This window comes from Nocardioides sp. (assembly GCF_035503875.1).
Taxonomy (GTDB): domain Bacteria; phylum Actinomycetota; class Actinomycetes; order Propionibacteriales; family Nocardioidaceae; genus Nocardioides.
Genome location: NZ_DATJTA010000043.1, coordinates 1 through 24,884, shown reverse-complemented (window position 1 = coordinate 24,884; position 24,884 = coordinate 1). Strand labels below are relative to the sequence as shown.

General features: G+C 71.8%; 24 protein-coding genes and 1 other RNA gene. 20 read left to right on the top strand and 5 right to left on the bottom strand.

The annotated features are described in order from the left end of the window. Positions 1-6 precede the first annotated feature (6 nt). Together VMF51_RS10255 and VMF51_RS10250 are read left to right on the top strand one after the other, a co-directional pair. On the top strand, positions 7-768 hold the full coding sequence (locus VMF51_RS10255) for a dienelactone hydrolase family protein (RefSeq protein WP_325474325.1): 762 nt from the start codon (positions 7-9) through the stop codon (positions 766-768). Positions 769-874: 106 nt separating this feature from the next. Further along, positions 875-1,453, top strand: a complete 579-nt coding sequence (locus VMF51_RS10250; protein ID WP_325474324.1) for a DNA starvation/stationary phase protection protein — start codon at positions 875-877, stop codon at positions 1,451-1,453. Between the two features lie 3 nt (positions 1,454-1,456). Here the strand turns inward: VMF51_RS10250 and VMF51_RS10245 are convergent, their stop codons facing one another. Together VMF51_RS10245 and VMF51_RS10240 are read right to left on the bottom strand one after the other, a co-directional pair. Beyond that, positions 1,457-2,140: an HAD family hydrolase gene (locus VMF51_RS10245; RefSeq protein ID WP_325474323.1), complete on the bottom strand. Its 684-nt coding sequence runs from the start codon at positions 2,138-2,140 to the stop codon at positions 1,457-1,459. 104 nt (positions 2,141-2,244) lie between these two features. Beyond that, positions 2,245-3,471 carry an LCP family protein gene (locus VMF51_RS10240; protein WP_325474322.1) on the bottom strand — a complete coding sequence of 409 codons (1,227 nt, stop codon included), beginning with the start codon at positions 3,469-3,471 and terminating at the stop codon, positions 2,245-2,247. A gap of 23 nt (positions 3,472-3,494) precedes the next feature. Between VMF51_RS10240 and VMF51_RS10235 the strand changes: the two genes are divergently transcribed. The 7 genes from VMF51_RS10235 to ssrA all read left to right on the top strand — a co-directional run bounded on the left by VMF51_RS10235 (position 3,495) and on the right by ssrA (position 8,983). Continuing rightward, positions 3,495-4,004, top strand: coding sequence for an acyl-CoA thioesterase (locus VMF51_RS10235; protein WP_325474321.1), 510 nt, complete (start codon positions 3,495-3,497; stop codon positions 4,002-4,004). 5 nt (positions 4,005-4,009) lie between these two features. Beyond that, positions 4,010-4,591 (top strand): GNAT family N-acetyltransferase, encoded by a 582-nt coding sequence (locus tag VMF51_RS10230; protein WP_325474320.1) that lies wholly within the window; start codon positions 4,010-4,012, stop codon positions 4,589-4,591. 153 nt (positions 4,592-4,744) lie between these two features. Continuing rightward, entirely contained in the window at positions 4,745-6,193 is a 1,449-nt protein-coding gene (locus VMF51_RS10225; RefSeq protein ID WP_325474319.1) for an LCP family protein, read from the top strand. 149 nt (positions 6,194-6,342) lie between these two features. Continuing rightward, the gene (gene smpB / locus VMF51_RS10220) at positions 6,343-6,822 is read left to right on the top strand and encodes an SsrA-binding protein SmpB (RefSeq protein ID WP_325474318.1); all 480 of its coding nucleotides are present in this window, start codon (positions 6,343-6,345) and stop codon (positions 6,820-6,822) included. Continuing rightward, on the top strand, positions 6,815-7,687 hold the full coding sequence (locus tag VMF51_RS10215; protein ID WP_325474317.1) for an amidohydrolase family protein: 873 nt from the start codon (positions 6,815-6,817) through the stop codon (positions 7,685-7,687). Before smpB ends, VMF51_RS10215 begins: the two co-directional genes overlap by 8 nt. Then, positions 7,684-8,556 (top strand): hypothetical protein, encoded by an 873-nt coding sequence (locus VMF51_RS10210; RefSeq protein WP_325474316.1) that lies wholly within the window; start codon positions 7,684-7,686, stop codon positions 8,554-8,556. Before VMF51_RS10215 ends, VMF51_RS10210 begins: the two co-directional genes overlap by 4 nt. Positions 8,557-8,612: 56 nt before the next feature. Next, positions 8,613-8,983: a transfer-messenger RNA gene (gene ssrA / locus VMF51_RS10205) on the top strand. A 103-nt stretch (positions 8,984-9,086) separates the two neighbouring features. On the opposite strand, the gene VMF51_RS10200 is transcribed toward ssrA, so the two are convergent. Further along, a complete protein-coding gene (locus VMF51_RS10200) occupies positions 9,087-10,589 on the bottom strand; it encodes an amidase (RefSeq protein WP_325474315.1) in 1,503 nt (500 codons plus the stop codon). A 222-nt stretch (positions 10,590-10,811) separates the two neighbouring features. Here VMF51_RS10200 and VMF51_RS10195 point away from each other — a divergent pair, with 222 nt between their 5' ends. Then, entirely contained in the window at positions 10,812-11,045 is a 234-nt protein-coding gene (locus tag VMF51_RS10195) for a ribbon-helix-helix protein, CopG family (protein WP_325474314.1), read from the top strand. Continuing rightward, positions 11,042-11,284 carry a hypothetical protein gene (locus VMF51_RS10190; protein WP_325474313.1) on the top strand — a complete coding sequence of 81 codons (243 nt, stop codon included), beginning with the start codon at positions 11,042-11,044 and terminating at the stop codon, positions 11,282-11,284. Before VMF51_RS10195 ends, VMF51_RS10190 begins: the two co-directional genes overlap by 4 nt. Before the next feature lie 27 nt (positions 11,285-11,311). Here the strand turns inward: VMF51_RS10190 and VMF51_RS10185 are convergent, their stop codons facing one another. Then, complete coding sequence (locus VMF51_RS10185) at positions 11,312-12,076, bottom strand: hypothetical protein (RefSeq protein ID WP_325474312.1); 765 nt, start codon at positions 12,074-12,076, stop codon at positions 11,312-11,314. 121 nt (positions 12,077-12,197) lie between these two features. Between VMF51_RS10185 and VMF51_RS10180 the strand changes: the two genes are divergently transcribed. From VMF51_RS10180 to VMF51_RS10170, 3 genes are read left to right on the top strand one after another with little or no spacing between them, the layout of a single operon-like run. Further along, positions 12,198-12,638 (top strand): DUF6325 family protein, encoded by a 441-nt coding sequence (locus tag VMF51_RS10180; RefSeq protein ID WP_325474311.1) that lies wholly within the window; start codon positions 12,198-12,200, stop codon positions 12,636-12,638. Between the two features lie 14 nt (positions 12,639-12,652). Continuing rightward, entirely contained in the window at positions 12,653-12,961 is a 309-nt protein-coding gene (locus VMF51_RS10175) for an SHOCT domain-containing protein (protein ID WP_325474310.1), read from the top strand. Position 12,962: 1 nt separating this feature from the next. After that, positions 12,963-14,501, top strand: a complete 1,539-nt coding sequence (locus VMF51_RS10170; protein WP_325474309.1) for an MFS transporter — start codon at positions 12,963-12,965, stop codon at positions 14,499-14,501. 29 nt (positions 14,502-14,530) lie between these two features. Here the strand turns inward: VMF51_RS10170 and VMF51_RS10165 are convergent, their stop codons facing one another. Next, positions 14,531-16,075, bottom strand: coding sequence for a Ppx/GppA family phosphatase (locus VMF51_RS10165; protein ID WP_325474308.1), 1,545 nt, complete (start codon positions 16,073-16,075; stop codon positions 14,531-14,533). Between the two features lie 284 nt (positions 16,076-16,359). Between VMF51_RS10165 and VMF51_RS10160 the strand changes: the two genes are divergently transcribed. The 6 genes from VMF51_RS10160 (at position 16,360) to VMF51_RS10135 (ending at position 24,823) form a co-directional block, all read left to right on the top strand. After that, on the top strand, positions 16,360-17,574 hold the full coding sequence (locus tag VMF51_RS10160; RefSeq protein WP_325474307.1) for an MFS transporter: 1,215 nt from the start codon (positions 16,360-16,362) through the stop codon (positions 17,572-17,574). Further along, the gene (locus tag VMF51_RS10155; protein ID WP_325474306.1) at positions 17,571-21,299 is read left to right on the top strand and encodes a nitrate reductase subunit alpha; all 3,729 of its coding nucleotides are present in this window, start codon (positions 17,571-17,573) and stop codon (positions 21,297-21,299) included. The genes VMF51_RS10160 and VMF51_RS10155 overlap by 4 nt, the downstream gene beginning before the upstream one ends. Position 21,300: 1 nt before the next feature. After that, complete coding sequence (gene narH / locus VMF51_RS10150; RefSeq protein WP_325474305.1) at positions 21,301-22,950, top strand: nitrate reductase subunit beta; 1,650 nt, start codon at positions 21,301-21,303, stop codon at positions 22,948-22,950. Then, positions 22,947-23,681 carry a nitrate reductase molybdenum cofactor assembly chaperone gene (narJ, locus tag VMF51_RS10145; RefSeq protein ID WP_325474304.1) on the top strand — a complete coding sequence of 245 codons (735 nt, stop codon included), beginning with the start codon at positions 22,947-22,949 and terminating at the stop codon, positions 23,679-23,681. The genes narH and narJ overlap by 4 nt, the downstream gene beginning before the upstream one ends. Next, positions 23,681-24,406: a respiratory nitrate reductase subunit gamma gene (gene narI / locus VMF51_RS10140; RefSeq protein ID WP_325474303.1), complete on the top strand. Its 726-nt coding sequence runs from the start codon at positions 23,681-23,683 to the stop codon at positions 24,404-24,406. The genes narJ and narI overlap by 1 nt, the downstream gene beginning before the upstream one ends. 63 nt (positions 24,407-24,469) lie before the next feature. After that, positions 24,470-24,823: a cupin domain-containing protein gene (locus VMF51_RS10135; RefSeq protein ID WP_325474302.1), complete on the top strand. Its 354-nt coding sequence runs from the start codon at positions 24,470-24,472 to the stop codon at positions 24,821-24,823. Positions 24,824-24,884: the final 61 nt, after the last annotated feature.

Sequence of the window (24,884 nt, the reverse complement as noted above, 5' to 3'; positions counted from 1 at the left end):
CTGGCCATGGGGAAGCGCATCGAGATCACCACCGCCGACGGCACCGCCGAGGCCTACCTGACCCGGCCCGACGACCGGCCGCGCCCGGGGGTGCTGTTCTACGTCGACGCGATCGGTCTGCGCCCGCGGACCGAGGCGATGGCCGACCGGATCGCCTCGTGGGGGTACGTCGTCCTCGTGCCGCACGTCTTCTACCGCGACGGCTCCGCCGCCGACCTCGCGCCGAAGGCCGACCTGCGGCAGCCGGAGGCGCGCGCGGCGTTCTTCGCCGACGGCGTGATGGACCGGGTGAACGCGCTGACCCCCGACCGCTCGCTCCCCGACGCCGAGGCCTGGCTCGACGAGCTGCTCCGGCACGCCACCGGACCGGTCGGCGTGACCGGCTACTGCATGGGCGCGCGGCTCGCCGTACGCACCGCGGCGCTGCGGCCCGACCTGGTCGCCGCGGTCGGCGGCTTCCACGGCGGCGGGCTGGTCACCGACGCTCCCGACAGTCCGCACCGGGTGGTGGACGGCGCCCGCGCGGAGTTCCTCTTCGGGCACGCGGACCAGGACGCCTCCATGCCGCCCGAGGACATCGGGACGCTGGCGGCCGCCCTCGACGAGGCCGGCGTCGTGCACCGCGAGTCCGTCTACCCGGGGGCTCGGCACGGCTACTCGATGGCCGACTCCTCGTCGTACGACGAGGCCGGGGCCGAGCGCCACTTCCTCGAGCTGCGCGAGCTGCTCGACCGGACGATCGGCGCGGCGGTCCAGACCGGCGCTTAGCCCGTCGCGGGGCGGGTACGGACGACCGGGAGCCGGGACCGTCTCCACCCCCACTCAGGCGGTCCCGGCTCGTTTCCCCGCTCGGTGGCCGGGTTACTGGCTGGCCATGACGACCTCGAAGCTGAAGTACACCGTTCCCGGCATGTCCGAGGCCGACGCCGAGCGCGTCGTGGACCTGCTGCAGAGCCGCCTGAACGCGGCCAACGACCTGCACCTGACCCTCAAGCACGTGCACTGGAACGTCGTCGGCCCGCACTTCATCGCCGTCCACGAGATGCTCGACCCGCAGGTCGACGCCGTACGCGGGTTCGCCGACGACCTCGCCGAGCGGATCGCGACCCTCGGCGGGTCCCCGGTCGGCACCCCCGGCCGACTCGTCGAGGCCCGCACCTGGGACGAGTACAGCATCGGCCGGGCCACCACCCAGGAGCACCTGGGCGCGCTCGACCTCGTCTACCACGGCGTGATCTCCGAGTACCGCGACGGCATCACGGAGCTCGAGGAGCTCGACCCGGTCACCCAGGACATGTTCATCGCCCAGACCGAGCAGCTGGAGCTGTTCCACTGGTTCATCCGGGCGCACCTGGAGGACAAGAGCGGCAGCCTCTCGACCGCGGGTGCCGACACCGAGAGGGGCGCCGCCAAGAAGGCCGCCTCCAAGAGGACGAGCCGCAAGAAGGGCTGAGCCCTACCCCGACCGACCGGCCCGCGCGGCCTGGTCGAGTGCCTCCCGCAGGTGCTCGGTCAGGCCGCGCGGGTCGTCGTACACCGCGACGGCTCCGGCCTCGCGCAGCTCCGCCGCACCGACGCCGCCGCTGCGCAGCCCGATCGTGGGGATACCGCGCTCGTTCGCCGCGGCCACGTCCCACACCGAGTCGCCCAGCATCACCGCGCGCCCGCCGCCGACCCGGTCGAGCGCCGCGTCGAGGAGCTCGGGGTCCGGCTTCGTGGCCGACGCGTCCTCGGCCGTCGTCCACGCCGCGGCGCGGTCCCCGGCGTCCAGCAGCTCCAACGCGTGCTCGGCGTGGCGGGGGATGCTGGAGCTGGCCAGCACGACGGTGAGTCCGGCGTCGCCCAGCGCGTCGAGCAGGTCCCGGGCCCCGTCGAGGAGCCGGGTCTCGTCGATGATCTCGTCGTACTCCCGCTCCCAGCGCTCGCGCACCTCGTCCCCGTGCCGCTCCTCCACCCCGTCGCCGGCCACCGCGCCCACGAGCCGGTCGCCGCCCATCCCGAGGTGCCGGTGGATCCGCCATCCCGGGACCGTGATCCCCACGTGCGCGAACGCCCGCACCCAGGCCAGTGTGTGGTGGTAGTTCGAGTCCAGCAGCGTGCCGTCGATGTCGACGATCGCGGTGTCGAGGTCGTGGGACATGCCGACCCGTTACCCCGGGACCTTCAAGCGATGCCGACCCGTCACTTTCTCGGCCTTTTTCGCGGTGTGTCGCCGCACGATCGACGGGTCGGCGGACCTGCGGGTCAGCGCGGGGGGAGGCCCGTCGGCGTGCAGAGCTTGTCGTCCATCTCGTCGACCTTGTCCTCGCGCATCGCCTGGAACATCTGCTCCGAGCGCTCGTCGTCCCAGTTCACAGCGAGGTCGGCGATGGGGACGGTGCAGGTCAGGCCGTTCTCGCCGTTGACGCGGGTCATGGCCATCGCCCACATGCCGGCGCGGACGGGGCCGGTGCCCTCGCCGAAGCCGAAGAAGCCGGGGATGGCGTTGTTGAGCTGCCAGTAGCGGACCGGGTTCAGGACCGTCCAGGGGGAGAGGACCTTCTTGCCGACCGCCGAGACGACCTCACGCTGGTGCTTGACCCGGGTGATGTCGCCGAGGGCGGCGTCGGTCTTGCGCGAGCGCGCGTAGCCGAGCGCGGTGACGCCATCGGCCTCCTGGCAGCCCTTCTTGATGTCCAGGTTGGCCTGCTTGTCCTTCATGTCCTTCTCGGGACAGATCTCGATGCCGCCCACCGCGTCGACGACGCCGGCCAGCCCGCCCATCCCGATCTCGACGTAGTGGTCGACGCGGATGCCGGTGTTCTCCTCGATGGTGCGGGTCAGCAGCCGCGGGCCGCCGAAGGCGTACGCCGCGTTGATCTTGGTCGTGCCGTGCCCGGGGATCGGGACGATCGAGTCGCGAGGGATCGACATCAGCAGGTTCGGCCCCGCGCCGGTGTGCAGCAGCATGATCGTGTCGGTGCGCTGGCCGGCGGCGCCACCGGTGCCGAGCTTCTTGCGCTCCTCCTCGCTGAGGTCGCCACGTGAGTCGCTGCCGACCAGGAGGTACGTCGTGCCCGGCTGGTCGTCGGGCCGGCTGCCGCGCGGCTCCCACTCGACCTTGTCGACGCTGGTCCACGCGTAGATCGGCACAGCGACGAGGAACACGATCCACGCGGCGACCAGCAGCAGGACGTAGCGGAACCGGAACCGGGGCCGGCGCAGTCGCGGCCCGGAGCCGCCGCCGCTGCTCGGCGGAGTGGAGGGCGCCGGCGTGGGCGCGGGCCGGGGAGCGCGCGGCGGCGGGGGAGGCGGCGTCGTCGAGGACCCCGGCGGCTGGACGCGCATCACCCGGGTCTCGTCGGGGCGCGGCTCGCGCTGCTGCCGCGGGACGGGTCGGGTGGGGTCGTTGCCGGGCTGGTTCTTGCCGTAGAGCCAGCCGAACTCCGGGTCCCCGTCCCCGGAGCCGTCGTTCCGGGGACGGTCTGCCATGGCGCTGACGCTACCGTGCGGTCATGAGCCAGGAGCTGTCCGGCAGGCCGCCCTCGTACGCGCGCGTGTCGTTGGCGCTGATGACGTCGGGGCGCGAGGCCAACCTGCTCGGCAACATCCACGGCGGCGAGATCGTGAAGCTCGCCGACTCCACCGCGGGCGCGGTCGCCCAGCGCCACAGCGGCGGGCCGGCGGTCACCGCCGCCCTCGACGAGATGGCCTTCCTGGCGCCGGTGCACGTCGGCGACATCGTCCGCACGCAGGCCCAGGTCAACTGGGCCGGCCGCTCCTCGATGGAGATCGGCGTCCGGGTCGAGGCGCAGCCGTGGAACGACCCGTCGGTGAGCGCGCTGCACGTCGCGTCGGCGTACTTCGTCTTCGTGGCCATCGACGCCGACGGCCGGGCCCGCGCCGTACCTCCGCTGCTGCCCGAGACACCCGACGAGGTACGCCGCTGGCGCGAGGCCGAGATCCGGCGCGCCCACCGGCTGGCCCGGCGCGAGGAGATCGAGTCGGGTCGAGCGGGTACCTGAGCCGCGTGACGAACTGGCGGCACGTGCGCACCGAGCGTCTCTGGCTCGACGCGCCCACGGTCGCCGACGTCGCGGACCTGCACGGGATGCACGCCGACCCGGAGTCCTGGGTGCAGTTCCCGCCGGGTCGCCACGCCGACCGCCTGATGTCGGAGCAGATGGTGGTGATCGGCGATCGGCAGTGGGCGTCGTACGGGCTCGGCTACTGGTCGGTGCGCGACCGCGAGGGCGGGTCCGTCGTCGGCCGCGGTGGCTGCGCGGTCCCGCTGGACCGGACCTGGTGGAACCTCTACTACCGCTTCGACACTGCCGTGCAGGGGCGCGGGTACGCCGCCGAGATGGCGCGTACGGCGATCGAGGCGGCCCACGACGTGAGCCCCGACCGGCCGGTGCTGGCCGTGCTGCTGGAGCACAACGAGCCGTCGCGCCGTACGGCGGAGCGGGTCGGGCTGCGGCAGGTCTGGCGAGGCCGCGACGTGGGCAACCCCGACCCGGCCGCGATCCGGCTCGTGTACGTCGACCGCGAGCCCGGCCCCGAGCTGATGGCCGAGATCTCACGTCATTGCGAGCCGCCCGGCGCGTCGTGACCCGCTGTGACACGTGTGGCTGGTGATACTGGCCGGGCAGCACTGACCTTCCCCTTCAGTACTCACCCGCAGTACGCAGCACAGAGAGGCATCTCGATGCCTACGCCACCCGCTTCTTCCCCCGGGTCGCACCCCGGACCCGCACGCGACCACGTGCGCACCTCGGTCGCCGAGCGTGCCGCGCGCGTGCGGTTCCGCCGGGCGCTGTCCCTGATGGCGATGACGCTGCTCGTGCCGGGCTCGGCCCAGTTGAGCGCGGGCAACCGCCGGGTCGGGCGGATCGCGGTCACGACCTGGCTGGTGCTGCTCGTCGTCGGTCTGGTCACCGCGCTCGTGCTGCTCGTGCACCCGTCCAGCGCGGTGTCCCTGGCGACGCAGCCCGGACTGCTGCTCGTCCTGCGGCTCGGCCTGATGGTCGGCGCGGTCGCGTGGGCGTACCTGTTCGTCGACGCCTGGCGGATCGGCCAGCCGCTGACCCTCGGCCTCGGCCACCGGCGCGCGATCGTCGGCGTGAACGGCCTGCTCTGCTTCACGGTCGCGGGTGTGATGCTCTTCGGCGCCCACCTGGTCGCCGTCCAGCGCGACTTCATCCTCACCACGTTCGGCGACGGCTCCGCGAGCGACGCCGCGAACGGCCGCTACAACGTGCTGCTGCTCGGCGGCGACTCCGGCGCCGACCGGTGGGGGCTGCGTCCCGACTCGATGACCGTCGCCTCGATCGACGCCGACACCGGCAAGACCGTGCTCATCGGCCTGCCGCGCAACATGGCGAACTTCCCGTTCCGCAAGGGCTCGGTCATGCACGAGCAGTTCCCCGACGGCTTCGACTGCGACGGCTGCTACCTCAACGGCGTCTCGACCTGGGCCGGCGACAACACCAAGCTGTTCCCGGACTCGAAGAACCCGGGCGTGGACGCCACGATCGAGGCGATCGAGGGCATCACCGGCCTGGAGATCAGCTACTGGGCGATGGTCAACATGAAGGGGTTCAAGAACCTCGTCGACGCGGTCGGCGGGGTCACCCTCAACGTCCGCTCCCGGATCCCGGTCGGTGGTCTCGGCAGCGACGTCACCGGCTACATCGAGCCCGGCAACCGCAAGCTCACCGGCTTCGAGACGCTCTGGTACTCCCGCGCCCGTGAGGGCTCCGACGACTACTCGCGGATGGCGCGGCAGAAGTGCGTGATGAGCGCGATGCTGGGCGAGATCAGCCCGCAGGTCGCCGTACGCAACTTCGAGAAGATCGCCAAGGCATCCTCGGCGATGATCTCGACCGACCTCCCCGCCTCCGAGATCGACACCTTCGCCTCGCTCGCCATGAAGGCCCGCGACCACAAGATGGCGACGCTGTCGCTGGTCCCGCCGCTGGTGAACACGGCGAACCCCGACATCAAGAAGATCCGCGCCGAGGTCCGCAAGGCCATCGACCGCTCCGAGGGCGACGCCCCCAAGAAGAAGCCGAAGGACACGGCCCAGGCGGGCGGGAAGAAGTCGGAGAAGCCGGACACCGGCGCGTCGACCCCGGTCACCGGCGGCTCGCTCGGCTCGCTGAAGCAGGGGTACGCCGCCAACCAGGCCGAGGACCTCGCCGCCGCCTGCTGACGCTGGCTGAGCGCTGCCGACGCTGGTTGAGGTGCGAAGGACGAAGTCCTGAGCCTCGAAACTCGGTGAGCCGGGATCCTGCGTCGCTTCGGAGCACCTCGACCAGCGTCGTCGGCAATGCCGTTGCGCGTCTCTGGGACACTGGAGCCATGGCGAAGGAGCAGGGGCAGAAGATGATCGCGCAGAACAAGAAGGCGCGACACGAGTACGCCATCGAGGACACCTTCGAGGCCGGCCTGGTGCTCCAGGGCACCGAGGTGAAGTCCTTGCGCCAGGGCCGCGCGTCGCTGGTCGACGGGTTCGTCGACATCGACCGCGGCGAGGCCTGGCTGCACAACGTGCACATCCCGGAGTACTCCCAGGGCACCTGGACCAACCACTCCGCCCGCCGCAAGCGCAAGCTGCTGCTCAACCGGGTCGAGATCGACAAGATCGAGCGGAGGGTCAACGAGAAGGGCCTCACGGTCGTCCCGCTGGCGCTGTACTTCAAGGACGGCCGGGCCAAGATCGAGATCGCGCTCGCCAAGGGCAAGAAGTCGTGGGACAAGCGCCAGTCGATCGCCGAGCGCACCGCCAACCGCGAGAAGGAGCAGGCCCTGGGGCGGCACCTCAAGGGCATGCGTGACTGACGAGGCCGCGCCGGTCCGCGCGTTCTGGGAGCGTCTCGGCCTGCCGGGGCTGTTCGACGTGCACGTGCACTTCCTCCCGCCGAACATCCAGCGGGCCGTGTACGCCGTCTTCGACAACGCCGGCCCGAAGATCGGCCGGGAGTGGCCGATCCGCTACCGGCAGTCGCACGAGGAGCGGGTCGAGATCCTGCGCGAGTTCGGCGTACGCCGCTTCCCGACGCTGCCGTACGCCCACAAGCCCGGCGTCGCGGCGTACCTCAACGACTGGGCGCGCGGCTTCTCCGCCGACGTGCCGGAGTCGCTGTGGTCGGCGACCTTCTTCCCCGAGCCCGGGGTCGGGGCGTACGTCGCCGAGCTGGTCGCCGCCGGCGTCGACATCTTCAAGGTGCACCTGCAGGTGGGGGAGTTCCACCTCGACGACCCGCTGCTCGACGAGGCGTGGGGCGTGCTGGAGGACAGCGGTACGCCGGTCGTCGTGCACGCGGGCTCGGGCCCGGTCCCGAACGGGTTCACGGGTCCGGAGTCGACTGCCCGGCTGCTGCGCCGCTTCCCGCGGCTGACCCTGGTCGTCGCGCACATGGGCGCGCCCGAGTGCGCGGAGTTCCTCGAGCTGGCCGCGTCGTACGAGCGGGTGCACCTGGACACCACGATGGTGTTCACCGACTTCTTCCCGCCGTACCCCGCTGACCTGGTGCCGCGCCTGGCCGACCTGCAGGACAAGGTGCTGCTCGGCAGCGACTTCCCGACGATCCCGTACCCCTACGCCCACCAGCTCGACGGCCTGGCCCGGCTCGACCTCGGTGACGACTGGCTGCGCGCGGTCTGCTGGGGCAACGGCGTACGACTCCTCGGGGCGCCGGCATGAGGGCGCGGATCGCGGCGACCGCGCTGACGCTCGGGCTCGTCGGGACGGCGCTGACGGCGTGCAGCGGGGGCGGCGGGGACGACGCCGACTCCGGCCCCGGGGGCACGCCCTCGGTGACCGCGAGCGTGGAGACCCGGGCGACCGCGGCCGAGTACGCCGAGGCCCAGACGCTCTACCGCGGGCTCGCGGACGTCCTGAACCAGACGAACAAGCGGTCGGCGGCGTACCAGGACGTGGTCCGCAACGCCTGGGAGGACGACCCGGAGGGCTTCCGCAAGGCGCCCCGGATCGTGAAGGCGGTCCGCCAGCAGCGCGACGTCGCCGCGAAGCGCGACGCCGCCCTCGCCACCCTCGCCGCGCATCCGGCGATGGTCGACGAGGAGCTGAGCGCGGCGTACCAGGCCTTCCAGACGCAGTACGCCGCCGCGGCGGCGTACCAGGACGGCTTCGACCGCTCCTTCCCGCTCTTCCTCGCCGTCGGGACGGCGTGCCAGCGGATCTTCGGCGTCGAGGTGACCGCGCCCGCGGCGTTCACGGCGTATGCCGGCACCTGGCTCGAGCGGCACCGGGAGGCCGCCGCCCCCTGCCTGAAGTTGAGCGCCGGCCTCGCGGAGTCCGAGAACGAGGACCTGGCCAGGCTGTCGGACCGCTACGCGCGGCTGGTCGCGCAGCGCCGGAAGGCGGTCGTCCGGCTCCGCGACGGCGCCTCCACCCCGCGGCAGTCGCTGAAGGCGATCACGAAGGCCAACCGGGACTTCACCCGCGACTACGCACGCCTCACGCGGTTCAGCGAGCGGCTCGCCGCGCTGGTCCCGGTGGCGGCGTACGAGGCGATCGCCCCGATCCTGGACGACCGGGTGGCGGAATAGTGGTTCGTGCGGGGCTGTTGGGACACGTAGACTGCCTTGTGCAGGACAACTCAAGAGGGGCTGATCGGTTTCGACTTGGGACGTTAGTTCCAGGGGAAGCGGGTCGAGAAGCCAGCGCCATCTCGTAAACGATCGCTGGAAACCTATAACTGCCAACACCAATCGCAGTTCCTTCGCTCTCGCTGCCTGAGCAGTGATCGAAGCGTCAGTCCGGGCACCCGTCTCCGTCCCGGATCCTGGCGTCATCTAGGAGACTTGCTGGTCACTCCCTGTCAGGAGGGGTGACCGGGACTCTTTCCTGACTGGGCCTGTCGGCGACGTGTCTGTGCGAGCGCCGGGGCCGAGAAAAGCGACAGCACCGACTGCACCCGGAGAAGACCTGGATCGACGCTCGAGGACCGGGGTTCGATTCCCCGCAGCTCCACCGCGATCACCTCTTGATCACCAGCGAGGGCCGCCCCGGATCCGGGGCGGCCCTCGCTGCGCGAGGCGTCCGTTGGGCGACCCGCGCGGGGCGCGGCCGGCCGGCGTTACGGCCCGGCAGTCAGCTTCGGGTCGAGCTCGGCGTAGCGGTGGGACCACGGCTGAGCCTGCTCCACCTGCGCGGCCAGCCGCAGCAGGAGGCCGTCGGAGCCGAGCGGGCCGACGAGCTGGACGCCCAGCGGCAGGCCGGCGGCGGTCCAGTGGAGAGGCAGGGACATCGCGGGCCGGCCGGTGATGTTGGCCAGCTGGGTGTAGGGCACCCAGCCGAGGTTCTCGGCGATGAGCTGGTCGAGGATGCCGGTGGCGTTGAGGAGCTTCCCGGCGTGCACCTTGGCGATGATCCGCGAGGCCCGCTGAAGGAGCGGCGGGGTGTCGACGGAGCCCACCTCCAACGGGGGCTTGGCCAGGGTCGGGGTGAGCAGCAGGTCGTACCGCTGGTGGAAGTCGTCGAGGGCGCGGATATGCGCGTTGATGTTGTCCAGCGCGGCGAAGAGCGCGCCGACACCCGCGGCCCGCCCGATCTCGGCCACCGCGAGCGTGTCGGCGGCGAAGGCGCTGTCGGGGGAGCCGAGCCGCGCCTTGATCGCCTCGATCTGGCCGTGGAGCTGGGCGAACCAGATGCTCAGGAAGTCACGGGCCAGGGCCGCGTCGTCGTGGGGCTGATCCACGGGCTCGACCTCGTGGCCGAGCTCGGCGAGCAGACGGGCGGCGTTCTCCACCGCGGCGACCGCTTCCGGATCGGGGCTGGGGTTGATGGCCGAGGAGACCGAGAAGCCGATCCGCAGGCGCCCCGGAGTCCGGTCGAGGTCGGGGAGGAAGGGTTCCGGGGTCCTCGCGACGTACGCCGCGTAGCGGGTGGGAGCCCCGGCGATCGCGTCGAGCAGCGCGGCGCTGTCACGCACGGTGCGGGAGAGCACGCCCTGCGTGACCATGCCGAACATGGCCTCGCTGCCCTGCGGGCCGTACGGCGTGAGCCCGCGGCTGAGCTTCAACCCGACCAGGCCGTTGCAGGCTGCCGGGATGCGGATCGACCCGCCGCCGTCGCTCGCGCCCGCGGCAGGCACGATGCCGGCGGCGACCGCGGCGCCGGATCCCCCGGAGGACCCGCCCGGGGTGTGGGCCAGGTTCCACGGATTCCGCGCGCGTCCCAGGAGGTCGTCCTCGGTGATGCCCTTCGCGCCGAACTCGGGGGTGTTGGTCTTGCCGAAGACGACCAGTCCGGCGTCGAGGAACCGCTGCGTGACCAGCGCGTGCTCGTCGGCCACGTCGTGCGCCAGGGCGTGCGAGCCGCCGGTGGTGGGGAAGCCGGCGTACTCCTGGGCGAGGTCCTTGACCAGGAACGGCACCCCGGCGAACGGCCCCTCCAACGCCTCGGCCGCCCGGGCGTCCGCCACGTCGTCAAGCGACGCCACGACCGCGTTGATCTGCGGGTTGACCTGCTCGGCGCGCCGGCGCGCCAGGGCCAGCAGCTCGACCGCCGTGACCTGCTTGTCGGCGACCAGGGCGGCCAACGCGGTGGCGTCGGCGGTCAGGTACTCGTCGAGCTGCACGCGCCGAGTCTAGGTACGCGTACCGCGTCGCGCAGGTGATCGGGCGGGTGGGGCGCAGGCGCACAACGGCCGCAATTGCGGCCGTTGGACAGGTCGCGCAGCGCTCAGCATGTCGGCAGGCTGCAATTGCGGTCGTTGGCCCGGGCTGGCGCGGGTGGCCCGGGGTGCAACTCTGCGAGCCCAGACCCCACGGACCACCAGTTTTCGTTATACGATTTGTTCATGGTCGACGAGGAACAGATCCGGCAGTGGGTTGACGAGGCGGAGGACGGCTACGACGTCGAGGAGCTGAAGCGTCGCGGGCGCGGTCGACCGGGTCGCGGCAGTGAGCCGATGCAGGTCGTGGCAGTGCGGCTCACCGTCGAGGAGATCGCGGCGCTGGACGCGGTGGCCGAGCGGGAGCACCTGACTCGCTCGGAGGCGATCCGCCGAGCGTTGGCGAACTTCGCTGCGTGAGGATCCACGCCAGCGCGCTCAAGCACGGGATCTCGCCCGAGGACGCGCTCCACGCAGCCGACTGGTCACAGTGGATCGAACCGCTTGACGAGGATGACTGGCCCCATCGAGAGCTGCGACTGGGCTTCGACACTCGGGCACGTCTCCTCGAAACCGTCGTCCTGGTCTTCGAGAGCGGCGAGGAGATGGTCATCCACGCGATGCCTGCTCGCAAGCAGTACTGGGATCTGCTGCCCTGATCCCACAGACCCACCGCCCAGCGACCCTCAGGCCTGCTCCAGCGCACCCGCAAAGGCGCTGAGCACGGTCTGCGTCTTCGCCTCCTGGGGCGCCTCCAGGTCGATGCCACGGGAGGCGAGGAAGACCTTGGTCTCGGCGGCGGCCTGGAGCGCCTGGGCGGGGTCCGCCTTGGTGGAGAGCTCCAGGATCCGGCCGCCGTCGGGGAGCAGCCAGAGCTCGGCGACCATCCGGCGCGGGTAGTCCTTCGGGGCGAACTTGCCCTTCAGCAGGTGCACGGGACCCAGCACCCGCAGGTCGGCGGGATCGACACCGGGAGGCAACCGGTCGGCGAAGAGCGCGCGCTGCTCGTGGTCGAGGACGTCGTCGAGCGTGCGGGTGCCGGCGTACAGGCGCTTGACCTTGCGGTCGGGCACCTCGGCGGTGAGCGAGCACGAGCACGTGAAGCCGGCGGGGGAGGCGTCCACCTCCACCTTGAAGCCGGGGAGCGCGCGCAGCCCGTCGGGGACGTCGGCGGGGAACATCGGGCGCAGCTTCACGGTCGCGTCGCCCGGCTTGTGCTGGGTACGACGCGCCCGCACCACCAGGCCGGCTGCCGACAGCCTGAGGTCGGGGGTGTCGAAGAACGCGACCTGCCGGATCTGCGCGTCCAGGGAGTCGATGCCCAGACTGTCGAGCACGCGGCGGTGATCGGCTCCGGGCACCGTCAGCTTCAGCTCGACGGAGTCCACGTCGGGCAGCAGGTCCAGGACGGCGCCGAGCTGCTCCGCGTCGTACGTCGGCAAGGTGGCCATGCCTCAGATGGTGCGGACCGTTCGGGTGGCCCCGCCTCACCCGTGCCGGGGTGGGGTCGAACCACCCGGGTGCGTGTGAGCGTGAGCGCGTCAGCACCCGACATCGGTCGAGGAGGACCCGATGACCCAGTTCGACGTAGGACCGATCGACTACCTCGCCGTGGAGCTCCCCGGGGCGAAGCTCCAGGGGAAGGGCCTCACCGCCCTGCTCGACCTGACCGAGCGGGGGATCATCCGGATCCTGGACCTGGTCGTCGCCACGGTCGACGAGGACGGGACCGTCGCGGTCGTCGAGCTCACCGACCTCGACGGTGACGGCGAGCTGGACGTGGCGGTGTTCGAGGGTGCCCGGTCGGGCCTGCTCAGCGACGACGACATCGCCCAGAGCGCCGAGCTGCTGGAGCCGGGCAGCGCCGTCGCCCTGCTCGTCTACGAGAACACCTGGGCCGGTCCGTTCGTCACCGCGATGCGGGAGTCGGGCGCCGAGCTCATCGCCAGTGGCCGGATCCCGGCCGACGACGTGGTCGCGGCGCTCGAAGCGCTCGAGACGACCGAGGCCTGAGAGGAAGGACCGAGATGGGACTCATCGGAGGAATGGCCCGTACCGCCGTCGTCGCCGGCACCGCCACGGCGGTGTCCAACCGCGTGTCGCGGCGCCAGGCGGGACGCTGGGCCGCGCAGGACCAGCAGCAGATGGAGCACCAGTACTACCAGCAGCAGCAGTACCAGGAGCCGGCGTACGCCGCCCCCGCGCCGGCCGCGCCCGCCGCGGCGAGCTCGGGCGACCTGATCGAGCAGCTGCAGAAGCTGGGCGAGCTGCGCGACCAGGGGATCCTGACCGACGCCGAGTTCGCGGCGCAGAAGGCCAAGCTGCTCGGCGGCTGACGTGCCTGAACTCCCCACCGACGGCGGATCTCGCCCCGCCCCGTCCGACCGTGCCCAGCGGCGCGGCACCGGCGTGCTCCTGGCCACCTGCATCTCGACGCTGGTCGTCAACGCGAACACCTCGGCCGTCGCGATCCTGCTGCCCGCGATCAGCGAGGACACCGGTACGTCGGTGAACACGCTGCAGTGGGCGGTCACGGGCTACTCCTTGGTCGGCGCGGCCGTGATCATCACGTCGGGCTCGCTCGGCGACGTCTTCGGCCGCAAGCGGGTCTTCCAGCTCGGCCTGCTGCTCTTCGTCGCGTCGTGCGTGATGATCGCGCTGGCCGGCTCGGGGGAGATGGTGATCGCGGGCCGGATGATCCAGGGCGCCTCGGGCGCCACGATCCTCGCGTGCGGGATGAGTCTGCTCACCGTCGCGTACACCGGACAGGAACAGGTGCGCGCGGTGACCCTGTGGGGCGCCGCGGCCGCGGTCGGCGCCGCGGCCGGCCCGCTCGTCGGCGGGGTCCTGGTCGACACGACCGGATGGCAGGGCCTGTTCTGGATCGACGCCGCGATCGCGGTCGGCTGCATGGCGCTCACCTTCGCCACGGTCGGCGAGTCGCGGGACGTCGACCGGCCGCGCTCGGTGGACTACCTCGGCACCGTCCTGGTGGCCCTCACGCTCGGGCCGTTCATCCTCGCGCTCAGCAAGGGCAGCGACTGGGGCTGGGTCTCGGCCGCGACCATCGGGTGCGTCGTGGTGGCGATCCTCGCCGGTGTCGGGTTCGTCGCGGTGGAACGACGGACCGCCCTCCCGCTGCTCGACCTCGGGCTGCTGCGCAACCGGGTGCTGGTCGGCGCCACGATCGCGATCCTGATCGGCGCGGGCACCATCAACGCGCTCATGTACGTGCTCAGCCTGTACTTCCAGGACCCGAGCACACTCGGGTTCAGCCCGCTGGAGGCGGGCATCGCCACCCTGCCCGCCACGGTCGGCCTGGTGATCTCGGCCCCGCTCGTGCCCCGGCTGGCCGCGAGGTTCGGCGGCCGCCAGATCGTGGGCGTCGGCTTCCTCGTCACCACCGCCGGCTTCGCCTGGATCGGCCTCGCCGACGAGTCCTGGAAGTACGGCGCCTTCTTCCTCCCGCTCATCGCCGCCGCCGTCGGGATGGGGCTGTCGAACGGCCCCTCGTCGGCCGCCGCGACCGCCACGGTGCCCGCCAGCCAGGTCGGCGAGGCGTCCGGCGTCTCCAACATGGCCCGGTACGTCGGCGCCGCCGTCGCCACCGCCCTCGCCGCGACCCTCTACAGCAGCGTCACAGCCGACCGGCTCGCCGACGGCAGCAGCGACGCCGTGGCCCTCACCGCGGGTCTCAGCACGACCGCGTGGGTGATGGCGGTGATCAGCTTCGCCGGCGTCCTGATGGCGGTCGTCATGGGCCGGCACCCGCAGGCCCGCGGCACCCTGGGCGACGCCGCCGCGGCTGCCGCGTCGTCCGCGCACACGCTCCCGACCACGGCCACGCCGACGAAGGAGACCGCGGCGGCCGGCTGAGCCGGCCCGGTCGAGTCAGCGTGCCGGCGTCAGGTCCCGCTTCGCTCGGCCAGGACGCCGTGCCGCAGGCCGCGGTCGCTCACCGTGAGCTCGTCGAGGCCAGCGATGGCCAGGATGGTGCGGACGATGCAGGCGCCGGCGAGGATCACCGCGGCCCGGGCCGGCTGCAGGCCGGCGATCCCGCGTCGCTCCTGCGTCGTACGGCGCCGGTAGAGCTCGATCTGCCGGTCCACCTCGGCCACGCCGAGGACGGTGCCGTGGACGATGTCGGGGTCGTACGCCGTCAGCCCGCGGCTGACCGCGGCGAGGTTGGTCGAGGTGCCGCCGATCCCGATGACGGCGTCCGGACGCGAGCGGCTTCTCACCCGGTCGAACTCGGCCTCGATCGCGGCCAGGGCGGCATCGACGCTCTCGCGCGGCACGGCCTCGGCCAGCGCGAAGCGCTCCGTGATGCCCACCGCCCCCACGTCGAGGCTGAACTGCTCCTCGATCGCCTCCAGGCTGCCGGACGTGAACTGGCTGCTGCCGCCCCCGGAGTCGAATACCAGCAGCCGTCCGTCGGTCCGCGGCAGGCTGGACACCGCGGCGCGGTAGGCGAGACGGGCCTCCTCGGGACCCGAGATCACCTGGACCACCACGTCGCTGCGGGCGCGGACCAGGTCGAGGAGGACGTCCCTGTTCGGCGCCTGGCGCAGGCCCGCGGTCCCCACGGCGAGGATCCGCGTCGGACCCTCCGCGCGCAGGCCGTCGACCAGGCGGGCGATGGCGCCGGCGGTGCGACGCATCGGCTCGGCCTGCAGCAGCCCGGCCTCCGACTGTCCCTCGCCCAGCCGGGTCACGACGGCGGCGTCGCGGTCGGGGAGCGGTACGCCGTCCCGCCCGTCGCCGACGGTGAGCTTCACCGAGTTGGTGCCGACGTCGACGACCGCGAGCCGGGGCGGCTCCCAGCCGAGGAGCGAGCGGAGCCCCTCCGCGACGCAGGTGTTCGTCCGGTCGTCCAGGCCGAGTCGGCGGACGGTGTCGACGACCAGCTCGCTGTCCGGCGACTCCACCGCGACCGTCCCGACGGTGCGCCCGTCCGCGGTCAGCTCGGTGTACTCGATCATGCAGCCGTCCAGCACCGATCGGTGCCGGGCCTTGTGCACGTCCAGGACGCGGACGTCGTCGCGCGCCCCGAGCGCCTCGCGGACGAGCTCGTCGTAGGTGTAGCGCGGCCGGCGCGGTGTGGGCAGGCCGAGGGCCTCGAACACCGTGGCCGCCGTGGCCTCGCCGACCGGGAAGGGCGCCTTCAGGACGGGTGCCCACAGCTGCAGGCCGGTGCCGTCGATCCGGCGCAGGGTCTTCAGGTCGAGCAGGCCGGCGCGGATCTTGACCGAGGCATCGCGCGACCTCGACAGCAGGTACGTCTCGTCACTCGCCGCCGCCGGGGTGGCCCGCAGCTGCGTGAGTACCCGGTCTGCGTTCGCGAGGTCCCCGAAGCAGCGCCACTCCCAGCGGGGTACGACGGGCGCGACCGGCGTCGACACGGAGTCGACCTGGTCGTCGGCCTGGTCGTCGGCCTGGTCCTGGCTCACGGATGCTCACCCCCACGCCCGTCGCGGTCGCGGGGCCATCCGAGCCTCCCCTCGGCGCAGGTGGACGCGCACCACCCCGGGGCGGGTGGCCCGGCCGGATCCGGCCGGTCCAGATCGGGACTTATGGCCCTGACGGTCGTCGGCCCGGGGCCGGAAAGTGGGTACGAAGCACTCGACCGCCGGTCCGTGCAAGGGCTCAGATGTTGTGCCAGTGTGGGAGCCCAGAGTGTGATCGGGCACACCAGGGAGGCCACTTGAGCCACGAAGCGCAAGCCCAACACGAGGTGCCGGAGCGACTCGGCACGGCCTGGCTGATGCTGGCGATCGCCACCATCGGTTTCGCCCTCAACTTCTGGGCCTGGGCGCTGATCAGCCCCCTCGGCCCGCTCTTCCGCGACAACGGCCGTCTCGGAGACCTGAGCGAGTCCGACGTCTCGCTGATGGTCGCCGTCCCGGTGATCGTGGGCTCGCTCGGCCGGATCGTGGTCGGCGCCCTCACCGACCGGTACGGCGGGCGGGTGATGTTCCCCCTCGTCTCCGCGGCGACGGTCGTCCCCGTGCTCTTCCTCGGCTTCTTCGCCCTCGACTCGTACGCGCTGATCCTGGTCGGGGGCTTCTTCCTCGGCATCGGCGGTACGGCGTTCGCGGTCGGCGTCCCGTTCGTCAACGCCTGGTTCCCGCCGGCCAAGCGCGGCCTCGCGGTCGGGATCTTCGGCGCCGGCATGGGCGGTACGGCGATCAGCGCGCTCACCACCGTGCGCCTCTTCGAGGACGTCGGCGAGACCGCGCCGTTCCTGATCACCGCCGGCGCGCTCGCGATCTACACGGTCGTGTCCTGGCTGGTCCTGCGGGACGCCCCCGGGCGGGTCGTGCCGACCACGCCGCTCGCGAGCCGGCTGGCGGCCACCGCCCAACTGAGCATCACCTGGCAGGCCTGCATCCTGTACGCCGTCGCCTTCGGCGGGTACGTCGCGTTCTCGGTCTACCTCCCGGCGTACCTGAAGACCGCCCACGGCCTGACCGCCGCCGACGCGTCGAACCGGATGGCGGGCTTCGTGGTCGTCGCCGTGCTGATGCGGCCGGTGGGCGGCTGGCTCGCCGACCGCCTGGGCGCGATCCCCGTGCTCGCCGGTGGGTTCGCCGTCGTGGTCGTGGGGGCCGCGATCTCGGCCGGCACGCCGCCGCTCGACGGGATCGGCACCGTCGCGTTCCTGGCCATGGCGGCCGCCCTCGGCTCGGGCAGCGGCGCGACCTTCGCGCTGATCGCGCAGGTCAGCGAGCCGTCGCGGGTCGGCGGCATCACCGGGTTGGTCGGCGCGGCCGGCGGCCTCGGTGGGTTCGTCCCGCCGCTGATCATGGGCTACGTCTACGGCCGCACCGACTCGTACGCCATCGGCCTGTGGCTGCTGGCGATCGCCGCCGCGGGCACCCTGGTGCTGACCCTCACCGTCGTCCGCCGTACCGCCCAGCAGTCCATCGACGAGAGGACGCCCGCGTGACCACGCACCCCGACGGCACCCGCCGCCCCGGCCTGGACGGCCCGCTGTCCGAGGCGCTCGTGGGGAGCCGGCGGTTCTTCACCCGCGGCGAGGTGTCGGCAGACCAGCGCACCCTGACCAAGCAGGGCGGGCGCGCGGCCGACGACTTCTACCGCGACCGCTGGAGCCACGACAAGATCGTCCGCTCCACCCACGGGGTGAACTGCACGGGGTCGTGCTCGTGGAAGGTCTACGTCAAGGACGGGATCATCACCTGGGAGACCCAGCAGACCGACTACCCCTCGGTCGGGCCGGACAAGCCGGAGTACGAGCCGCGCGGGTGCCCGCGCGGGGCGGCGTTCTCCTGGTACACCTACTCGCCGACCCGGGTGCGCTACCCCTACGTGCGCGGGGTGCTGCTGCAGATGTACCGCGAGGCCAAGTCCCAGCACGGCGGCGACCCGGTGAAGGCGTGGGCGCACATCGTCGACAACCCGCAGCGCGCTAAGGCCTACAAGTCCGCCCGCGGCAAGGGCGGTCTGGTCCGGGCGAGCTGGGACGAGGCGACCGAGATGGTGGCCGCCGCCTACGTGCACACGATCCGGAGGTGGGGACCTGACCGGGTCGCCGGCTTCTCGCCCATCCCCGCGATGTCGATGGTCTCCCACGCCTCGGGCGCCCGGTTCACCTCGCTCGTCGGCGGCTCGATGCTCTCCTTCTACGACTGGTACGCCGACCTGCCCGTCGCCTCCCCGCAGGTCTTCGGCGACCAGACCGACGTGCCCGAGTCAGGGGACTGGTGGGACGCCGGCTACCTCGTCATGTGGGGCTCGAACGTGCCGGTCACCCGCACGCCCGACGCGCACTGGATGGCCGAGGCGCGCTACCGGGGCCAGAAGGTCGTCGTGGTCTCGCCGGACTACGCCGACAACGTGAAGTTCGCCGACGAGTGGCTGGCCATCGCGCCCGGCACCGACGGGGCGCTGGCCATGGCGATGGGGCACGTCATCCTGAAGGAGTTCTTCGTCGACCGGCAGACGTCGTACTTCACCGACTACACCAAGCGCTTCACCGACCTGCCCTACCTCGTCGCGCTCGACGAGGTCTCGACAGGCTCGACCACCGAGAAGGGCACGTACCGGGCCGGCAAGTTCCTCACCGCCGCCGACCTCCCCGAGCACGCCGCGGAGGAGAACGCGCACTTCAAGACCGTGCTCGTCGACGCCCGGACCGGGGAGCCGGTGGTGCCGAACGGCGCGCTCGGCCACCGCTTCGGCGAAGCGGGAGCGGGCCGTTGGAACCTCGACCTCGGCGACGTCGACCCGCTGCTCACCCTGCTCGAGCCGGGGGCCGAGACGGTCTCCGTCGAGCTGCCGCGCTTCGACGACGTCGACGGCACTCCGGGCTCGCTGCCGCGCGACGTCCCCGTCCGGCGGGTCGGCGGCCGGCTGGTCACCACGGTCTTCGACCTGATGCTGGCGCAGTACGGCGTGGGTCGCGACGGGCTCGGCGGCGACTACGCCACGTCGTACGACGACGCGTCCGCGCCGTACACCCCGGCCTGGCAGGAGGCGATCACCAACGTCCCCGCCGCCGCGGCGGCCCGGATCGCCCGCGAGTTCGCGCAGAACGCCGAGGACTCGCAGGGCCGCTCGATGATCCTGATGGGCGCGGGGACCAACCACTGGTTCCACTCCGACACCATCTACCGCGGCTTCCTCGGGCTGACCACGCTCACCGGCTGCCAGGGCGTGAACGGCGGCGGCTGGGCGCACTACGTCGGGCAGGAGAAGTGCCGTCCGGTGACCGGGTGGGCGCAGCTGGCCTTCGGGCTCGACTGGGTCCGGCCACCGCGGCAGATGATCCACACGGCGTACTGGTACCTCCACACCGATCAGTTCCGCTACGACACCTTCGGCGCCGACACCGTCTCCGCGAAGACCGGCCGCGGGCTGCTCGACGGCATGAGCACGGCCGACGTGATCGCCAAGAGCGCACGGATGGGCTGGATGCCGTCGTACCCCACCTTCAACCGCAACCCGCTGGAGGTCGCCGACGAGGCGGCCGCGGCCGGGCGGCCGGTGGCCGAGCACGTCGTCGACCAGCTGAAGTCCGGCGACCTCCGGTTCGCGGCCGAGGACCCGGACGCCCCGGAGAACTTCCCGCGGATCCTCTCGATCTGGCGGGCCAACCTGCTGGGCTCCTCGGGCAAGGGGAACGAGTACTTCCTCAAGCACCTGCTCGGCACCGACAGCTCGCTACGGGCCGCGGAGGCCGCCGAGGGCCAGCGGCCGCAGGAGGTGGAGTGGCACGACGGCGCCCCCGAGGGGAAGCTCGACCTGCTGCTCACCCTCGACTTCCGGCAGACCAGCACCACCGTCTTCAGCGACGTCGTGCTGCCGGCGGCCACCTGGTACGAGAAGCACGACCTCAACACCACCGACATGCACCCGTTCGTGCACTCGTTCAACCCCGCCATCGCGCCACCGTGGCAGACCCGCACCGACTGGGACGCCTGGCAGACGATCGCGACCAAGTTCAGCGAGCTCGCGGCCGGCCGGCTCGACACCCGCACCGACGTGGTCGCCGTACCGCTGCTGCACGACACGCCCGACGCGATGGCCAACCCGCACGGCGTCGTCCGCGACTGGAAGCACGGCGAGTGCGAGCCGGTACCGGGCGTGACCATGCCGAAGCTCGTCCAGGTGGAGCGCGACTACACCGCGGTCGGCGCCCGGATGCAGGCCCTCGGCCCGCTGATGGAGAAGCTCGGCACGACCACCAAGGGCGTCACGTACGACGTGACGGCCGCCGTCGACTACCTGCAGCACAAGAACGGCGCGATCCGCGGCGGAGCGGCCGACGGCCGGCCGTCCCTGGCGCGGGACGTGCACGCCTGCGAGGCGATCCTCGCGCTGTCCGGCACCACCAACGGCCATCTCGCCACCCAGGGGTTCAAGACCCTGGAGAAGCGCACCGGCACCCTGCTGCACGACCTGGCGGCCGAGCACGAGGGCAAGCAGATCACCTTCGCCGACACCGTCGCCGCGCCGGTCCCGGTGATCACCTCGCCGGAGTGGTCGGGCTCCGAGAGCGGCGGGCGCCGGTACTCGCCGTTCACCATCAACGTCGAGCGGCTCAAGCCCTGGCACACGCTGACCGGGCGCCAGCACTTCTACCTCGACCACGACTGGATGACCGAGCTCGGCGAGGGGCTGCCGGTCTACCGACCACCTCTCAACATGGGGGCGCTGTTCAGCGAGCCGGACATCGGGTCGCTGGGCGAGCTGGGGGTGACGGTGCGCTACCTGACGCCGCACAACAAGTGGTCGATCCACTCCGAGTACCAGGACAACCTGTTCATGCTCTCGCTCTCCCGCGGCGGCCAGACGATCTGGATGAGCGACAAGGACGCGGCCAAGGTGGGCGTCGAGGACAACGACTGGATCGAGGCGGTCAACCGCAACGGGGTGGTCGTCGCCCGGGCGATCGTGTCGCACCGGATGCCCGAGGGGACGGTCTACATGCACCACGCCCAGGACCGGCTGATCGACGTACCGATCGCGGAGACGTCGGGGAAGCGGGGCGGCATCCACAACTCGCTGACCCGGATCCTGGTCAAGCCGAGCCACGTCATCGGCGGCTACGCGCAGCTCGCCTTCGCCTTCAACTACCTCGGCCCGACGGGCAACCAGCGCGACGAGGTCACGGTCATCCGCAAGCGCTCGCAGGAGGTGACGTACTGACATGAAGGTCATGGCCCAGATGGCGATGGTGATGAACCTCGACAAGTGCATCGGGTGCCACACCTGCTCGGTCACCTGCAAGCAGGCGTGGACCAACCGCACCGGCACGGAGTACGTCTGGTTCAACAACGTGGAGACCCGGCCCGGCCAGGGCTACCCCCGCCGCTACGAGGACCAGGAGGAGTGGCAGGGCGGCTGGGAGCTGAACAAGCGCGGCCGCCTGAAGCTGCGCGCGGGCGGGCGGTGGAAGAAGCTCGCGACGATCTTCTCCAACCCGAAGATGCCCTCGATCCAGGACTACTACGAGCCCTGGACCTACGACTACTCCACCCTCACCGACGCGCCCGCGCAGGAGCACACGCCGGTGGCGCGGCCCAAGTCCCTGCTCACCGGCCGGGACATGAAGATCGAGTGGTCGTCCAACTGGGACGACGACCTCGGCGGCTCGGCCGCCACGCTCGAGCACGACCCGATGCTGAAGAAGATCGGGGACAAGGTGAAGTTCGAGTTCGAGCAGACCTTCATGTTCTACCTGCCCCGGATCTGCGAGCACTGCCTCAACCCGTCGTGCGCGGCGTCGTGCCCCAGCGGGGCGATCTACAAGCGGTCCGAGGACGGCATCGTGCTGGTCGACCAGGACCGGTGCCGCGGCTGGCGGATGTGCGTCTCCGGCTGCCCGTACAAGAAGGTCTACTTCAACCACCGCACCGGCAAGGCCGAGAAGTGCACCTTCTGCTTCCCGCGCATCGAGGTCGGCCTGCCCACCGTCTGCGCCGAGACCTGCGTCGGCCGGCTGCGCTACATCGGCCTGGTGCTGTACGACGCCGACAAGGTCCTGGAGGCGGCGTCCACGCCCGACGACCACGACCTCTACGAGGCGCAGCGCTCGGTGCTGCTGGACCCGAACGACCCCGAGGTGATCCGCGCGGCCGAGCGCGACGGCATCCCGCACGACTGGGTGCAGGCGGCCCAGCGCTCGCCGATCCACGCCCTGATCAACACGTACAAGGTCGCGCTCCCGCTGCACCCGGAGTACCGCACCATGCCGATGGTCTGGTACATCCCGCCGCTGTCGCCGGTCGTCGACGTCGTCCGGGACACGGGGGTCGACGCCGAGGACAAGGACAACCTGTTCGCCGCGATCGACGCCCTCCGGATCCCGATCGAGTACCTCGCCGAGCTGTTCACGGCCGGCGACGTCGCGCCGGTGGACGGCGTGCTCCGCAAGCTCGCCGCGATGCGCTCCTACATGCGCGACATCAACCTCGGGCGCGAGCCGGACGGCTCGATCCCGGCGGCGGTCGGCATGGGCGAGGAGGACATGTACGACATGTACCGCCTGCTCGCCCTGGCCAAGTACGACGAGCGCTACGTCATCCCGGCCGCGCACACCGAGCAGGCGCACTCGCTGGAGGAGATCGGCACCGAGTGCTCGGTCTCGGAGTACGGCGGCGGCCAGCAGGGACCGTTCGGGGAGGGCTCGGGTCGGCAGCTGCCGATCGCGGTGGAGAACTTCCAGATGCTCCAGGACCGGCAGAGCGCCGACACGATGGCCGCGCCCGACGACAAGGCGAGCCGGGTGAACCTGCTCAACTGGGACGGCAAGGGCTCACCGCCCGGACTGTTCCCCCCGGCCCCGGAGGACCGATGATCGCCGGGCTGCGGCGCCGGCGCGCCGAGGAGGCCACCGGCGAGCAGCTGAGCTGGGCCTGGCAGAGCGCCTCGCTGCTGCTCGACTACCCGGGCGAGGAGCTCGCCGACCGCCTCGGGCTGGTCGCCCGCGCGGTCGCGGAGCTGCCGCCGCGGCTCGCCGTACCCCTGGAGGAGACGCGGGCGCGGCTCGCGGCGACGCCGCTGGTCGACCTGCAGGCCGACTACGTCGACACCTTCGACTCGCGCCGGCGTCACAACCTGTTCCTCACCTACTTCGCCCACGGCGATACCCGGAAGCGGGGGATGGCGCTGCTGCGGTTCAAGCAGGCCTACCGCGAGTCCGGCGTCGAGCTCGGCGACGACGGCGAGCTCGCGGGCGGGGAGCTGCCCGACCACCTCTGCGTCGTCCTCGAGTACGCCGCCACCGTCGACCGCGAGCGGGGCCGCACGCTGCTGCTCGACCACCGGGCCGGGCTGGAGGTGCTCCGGCTGTCTCTGGCCGAGCGCGGCTCGCGCTGGGCCGGCGCGGTCGAGGCGGTGACCGCGACGCTGCCTCCGCTCGGAGGTGACGAGGTCGAGGCGATCCGCCGGCTCGCCGCCGAGGGACCACCCGCCGAGGAGGTGGGGCTGACGCCGTACGCCACCCCGGGGTTCGACCCCGGACCCGCGGCGCCCGTGGCGTCCGGCCCGACCCCGCTGCCCATGCCGTCGTTCCCGGGAGCTCGCTGATGGACACCTTCCTGTGGGTCGTCGTGCCCTACGTCTGCCTGACCACGTTCCTGGTCGGCCACGTGTGGCGCTACCGCTACGACAAGTTCGGCTGGACCACCCGCTCCTCGCAGCTCTACGAGGACCGACTGCTGCGCTGGGGCAGCCCGCTGTTCCACTTCGGCATGCTCGGTGTGGTCGGTGGTCACGTCATCGGCCTGCTGATCCCGCGCTCCTGGACGGAGGCGGTCGGCATCGACGACCACGTCTACCACTACGTCGCCGTCCTCGGCGGGCTGCTCGCCGGGATCGCGGCGACGGTCGGCATGGTCATCCTGATCTACCGCCGGCGTACGACGGGGCCGGTCTTCTCGGCGACCACCGTGATGGACAAGGTGATGTACCTGTTCCTCGGCCTCGCCATCCTGCTCGGGATGTGGAACACCATCGCCGGGTCGATCTTCACCCTCGGCGGTGAGTACAACTACCGCGAGGGCGTCTCGGTCTGGTACCGCTCGTTCCTCGCCTTCCAGCCCGACGCCTCCCTGATGGCCGACGCCCCGATCGGCTTCCAGCTGCACGCCCTGGTCGCGTTCGCGCTCTTCGCGCTCTGGCCCTTCACCCGGCTCGTGCACGTCTTCAGCGCGCCGCTCGGCTACCTCACCCGGCCCTACATCGTCTACCGCAGCCGCGACGCGCAGCTGGGCAGCCACCGGCCCCGCCGGGGATGGGACCGGGTGGGCTGATGGTCCCGACGTTTCCTCCCGAGTCCGCGATCCCGTCCACCACCCGCTGAGCAGGAGCCACCGATGCAGAGCGACGACCAGCCCCAGTCCATCACCCGGATCTCCTCCGAGCTGCTGGAGACCGCTCGCTCGGCCTCCAGCGGCCGCGCCGCCCGGACCCTGTACGGCGGCCAGGCGCACGACCTGCGCCAGACGCTGATCGCGATCGCCGAGGGCCGCTCGCTCGGCGAGCACGAGTCCCCGGGCGAGGCCACCCTGCAGGTCCTCGACGGGTCGGTCCGGCTGAGCGCCGACTCGGAGAGCTGGACCGCCGACGCCGGCGACCACCTGGTCATCCCGCCCAGCCGCCACGACCTGCACGCCCAGACCGACGCCGTCGTCCTCCTCACCGTCGCCACCCGCGCCCCCCGCGCCTGACCCCGCACTGCCGACCCGGCGTGAGTGTGGTGCCGACCCGGCGCGAACTCGCGCCGGGTCG

Excerpts from the sequence above, each read along its gene's own strand:
- VMF51_RS10185 (WP_325474312.1), bottom strand. The coding sequence starts at position 12,076 with ATGGCCACCTTGCCGACGTACGACGCGGAGCAGCTCGGCGCCGTCCTG.
- VMF51_RS10210 (WP_325474316.1), top strand. The coding sequence starts at position 7,684 with ATGAGGGCGCGGATCGCGGCGACCGCGCTGACGCTCGGGCTCGTCGGG.
- narJ (WP_325474304.1), top strand. The coding sequence starts at position 22,947 with ATGATCGCCGGGCTGCGGCGCCGGCGCGCCGAGGAGGCCACCGGCGAG.
- VMF51_RS10235 (WP_325474321.1), top strand. The coding sequence starts at position 3,495 with ATGAGCCAGGAGCTGTCCGGCAGGCCGCCCTCGTACGCGCGCGTGTCG.
- VMF51_RS10195 (WP_325474314.1), top strand. The coding sequence starts at position 10,812 with ATGGTCGACGAGGAACAGATCCGGCAGTGGGTTGACGAGGCGGAGGAC.
- VMF51_RS10245 (WP_325474323.1), bottom strand. The coding sequence starts at position 2,140 with ATGTCCCACGACCTCGACACCGCGATCGTCGACATCGACGGCACGCTG.
- VMF51_RS10135 (WP_325474302.1), top strand. The coding sequence starts at position 24,470 with ATGCAGAGCGACGACCAGCCCCAGTCCATCACCCGGATCTCCTCCGAG.
- smpB (WP_325474318.1), top strand. The coding sequence starts at position 6,343 with ATGGCGAAGGAGCAGGGGCAGAAGATGATCGCGCAGAACAAGAAGGCG.
- VMF51_RS10255 (WP_325474325.1), top strand. The coding sequence starts at position 7 with ATGGGGAAGCGCATCGAGATCACCACCGCCGACGGCACCGCCGAGGCC.
- VMF51_RS10175 (WP_325474310.1), top strand. The coding sequence starts at position 12,653 with ATGGGACTCATCGGAGGAATGGCCCGTACCGCCGTCGTCGCCGGCACC.
- narI (WP_325474303.1), top strand. The coding sequence starts at position 23,681 with ATGGACACCTTCCTGTGGGTCGTCGTGCCCTACGTCTGCCTGACCACG.
- VMF51_RS10180 (WP_325474311.1), top strand. The coding sequence starts at position 12,198 with ATGACCCAGTTCGACGTAGGACCGATCGACTACCTCGCCGTGGAGCTC.
- VMF51_RS10250 (WP_325474324.1), top strand. The coding sequence starts at position 875 with ATGACGACCTCGAAGCTGAAGTACACCGTTCCCGGCATGTCCGAGGCC.
- VMF51_RS10240 (WP_325474322.1), bottom strand. The coding sequence starts at position 3,471 with ATGGCAGACCGTCCCCGGAACGACGGCTCCGGGGACGGGGACCCGGAG.
- narH (WP_325474305.1), top strand. The coding sequence starts at position 21,301 with ATGAAGGTCATGGCCCAGATGGCGATGGTGATGAACCTCGACAAGTGC.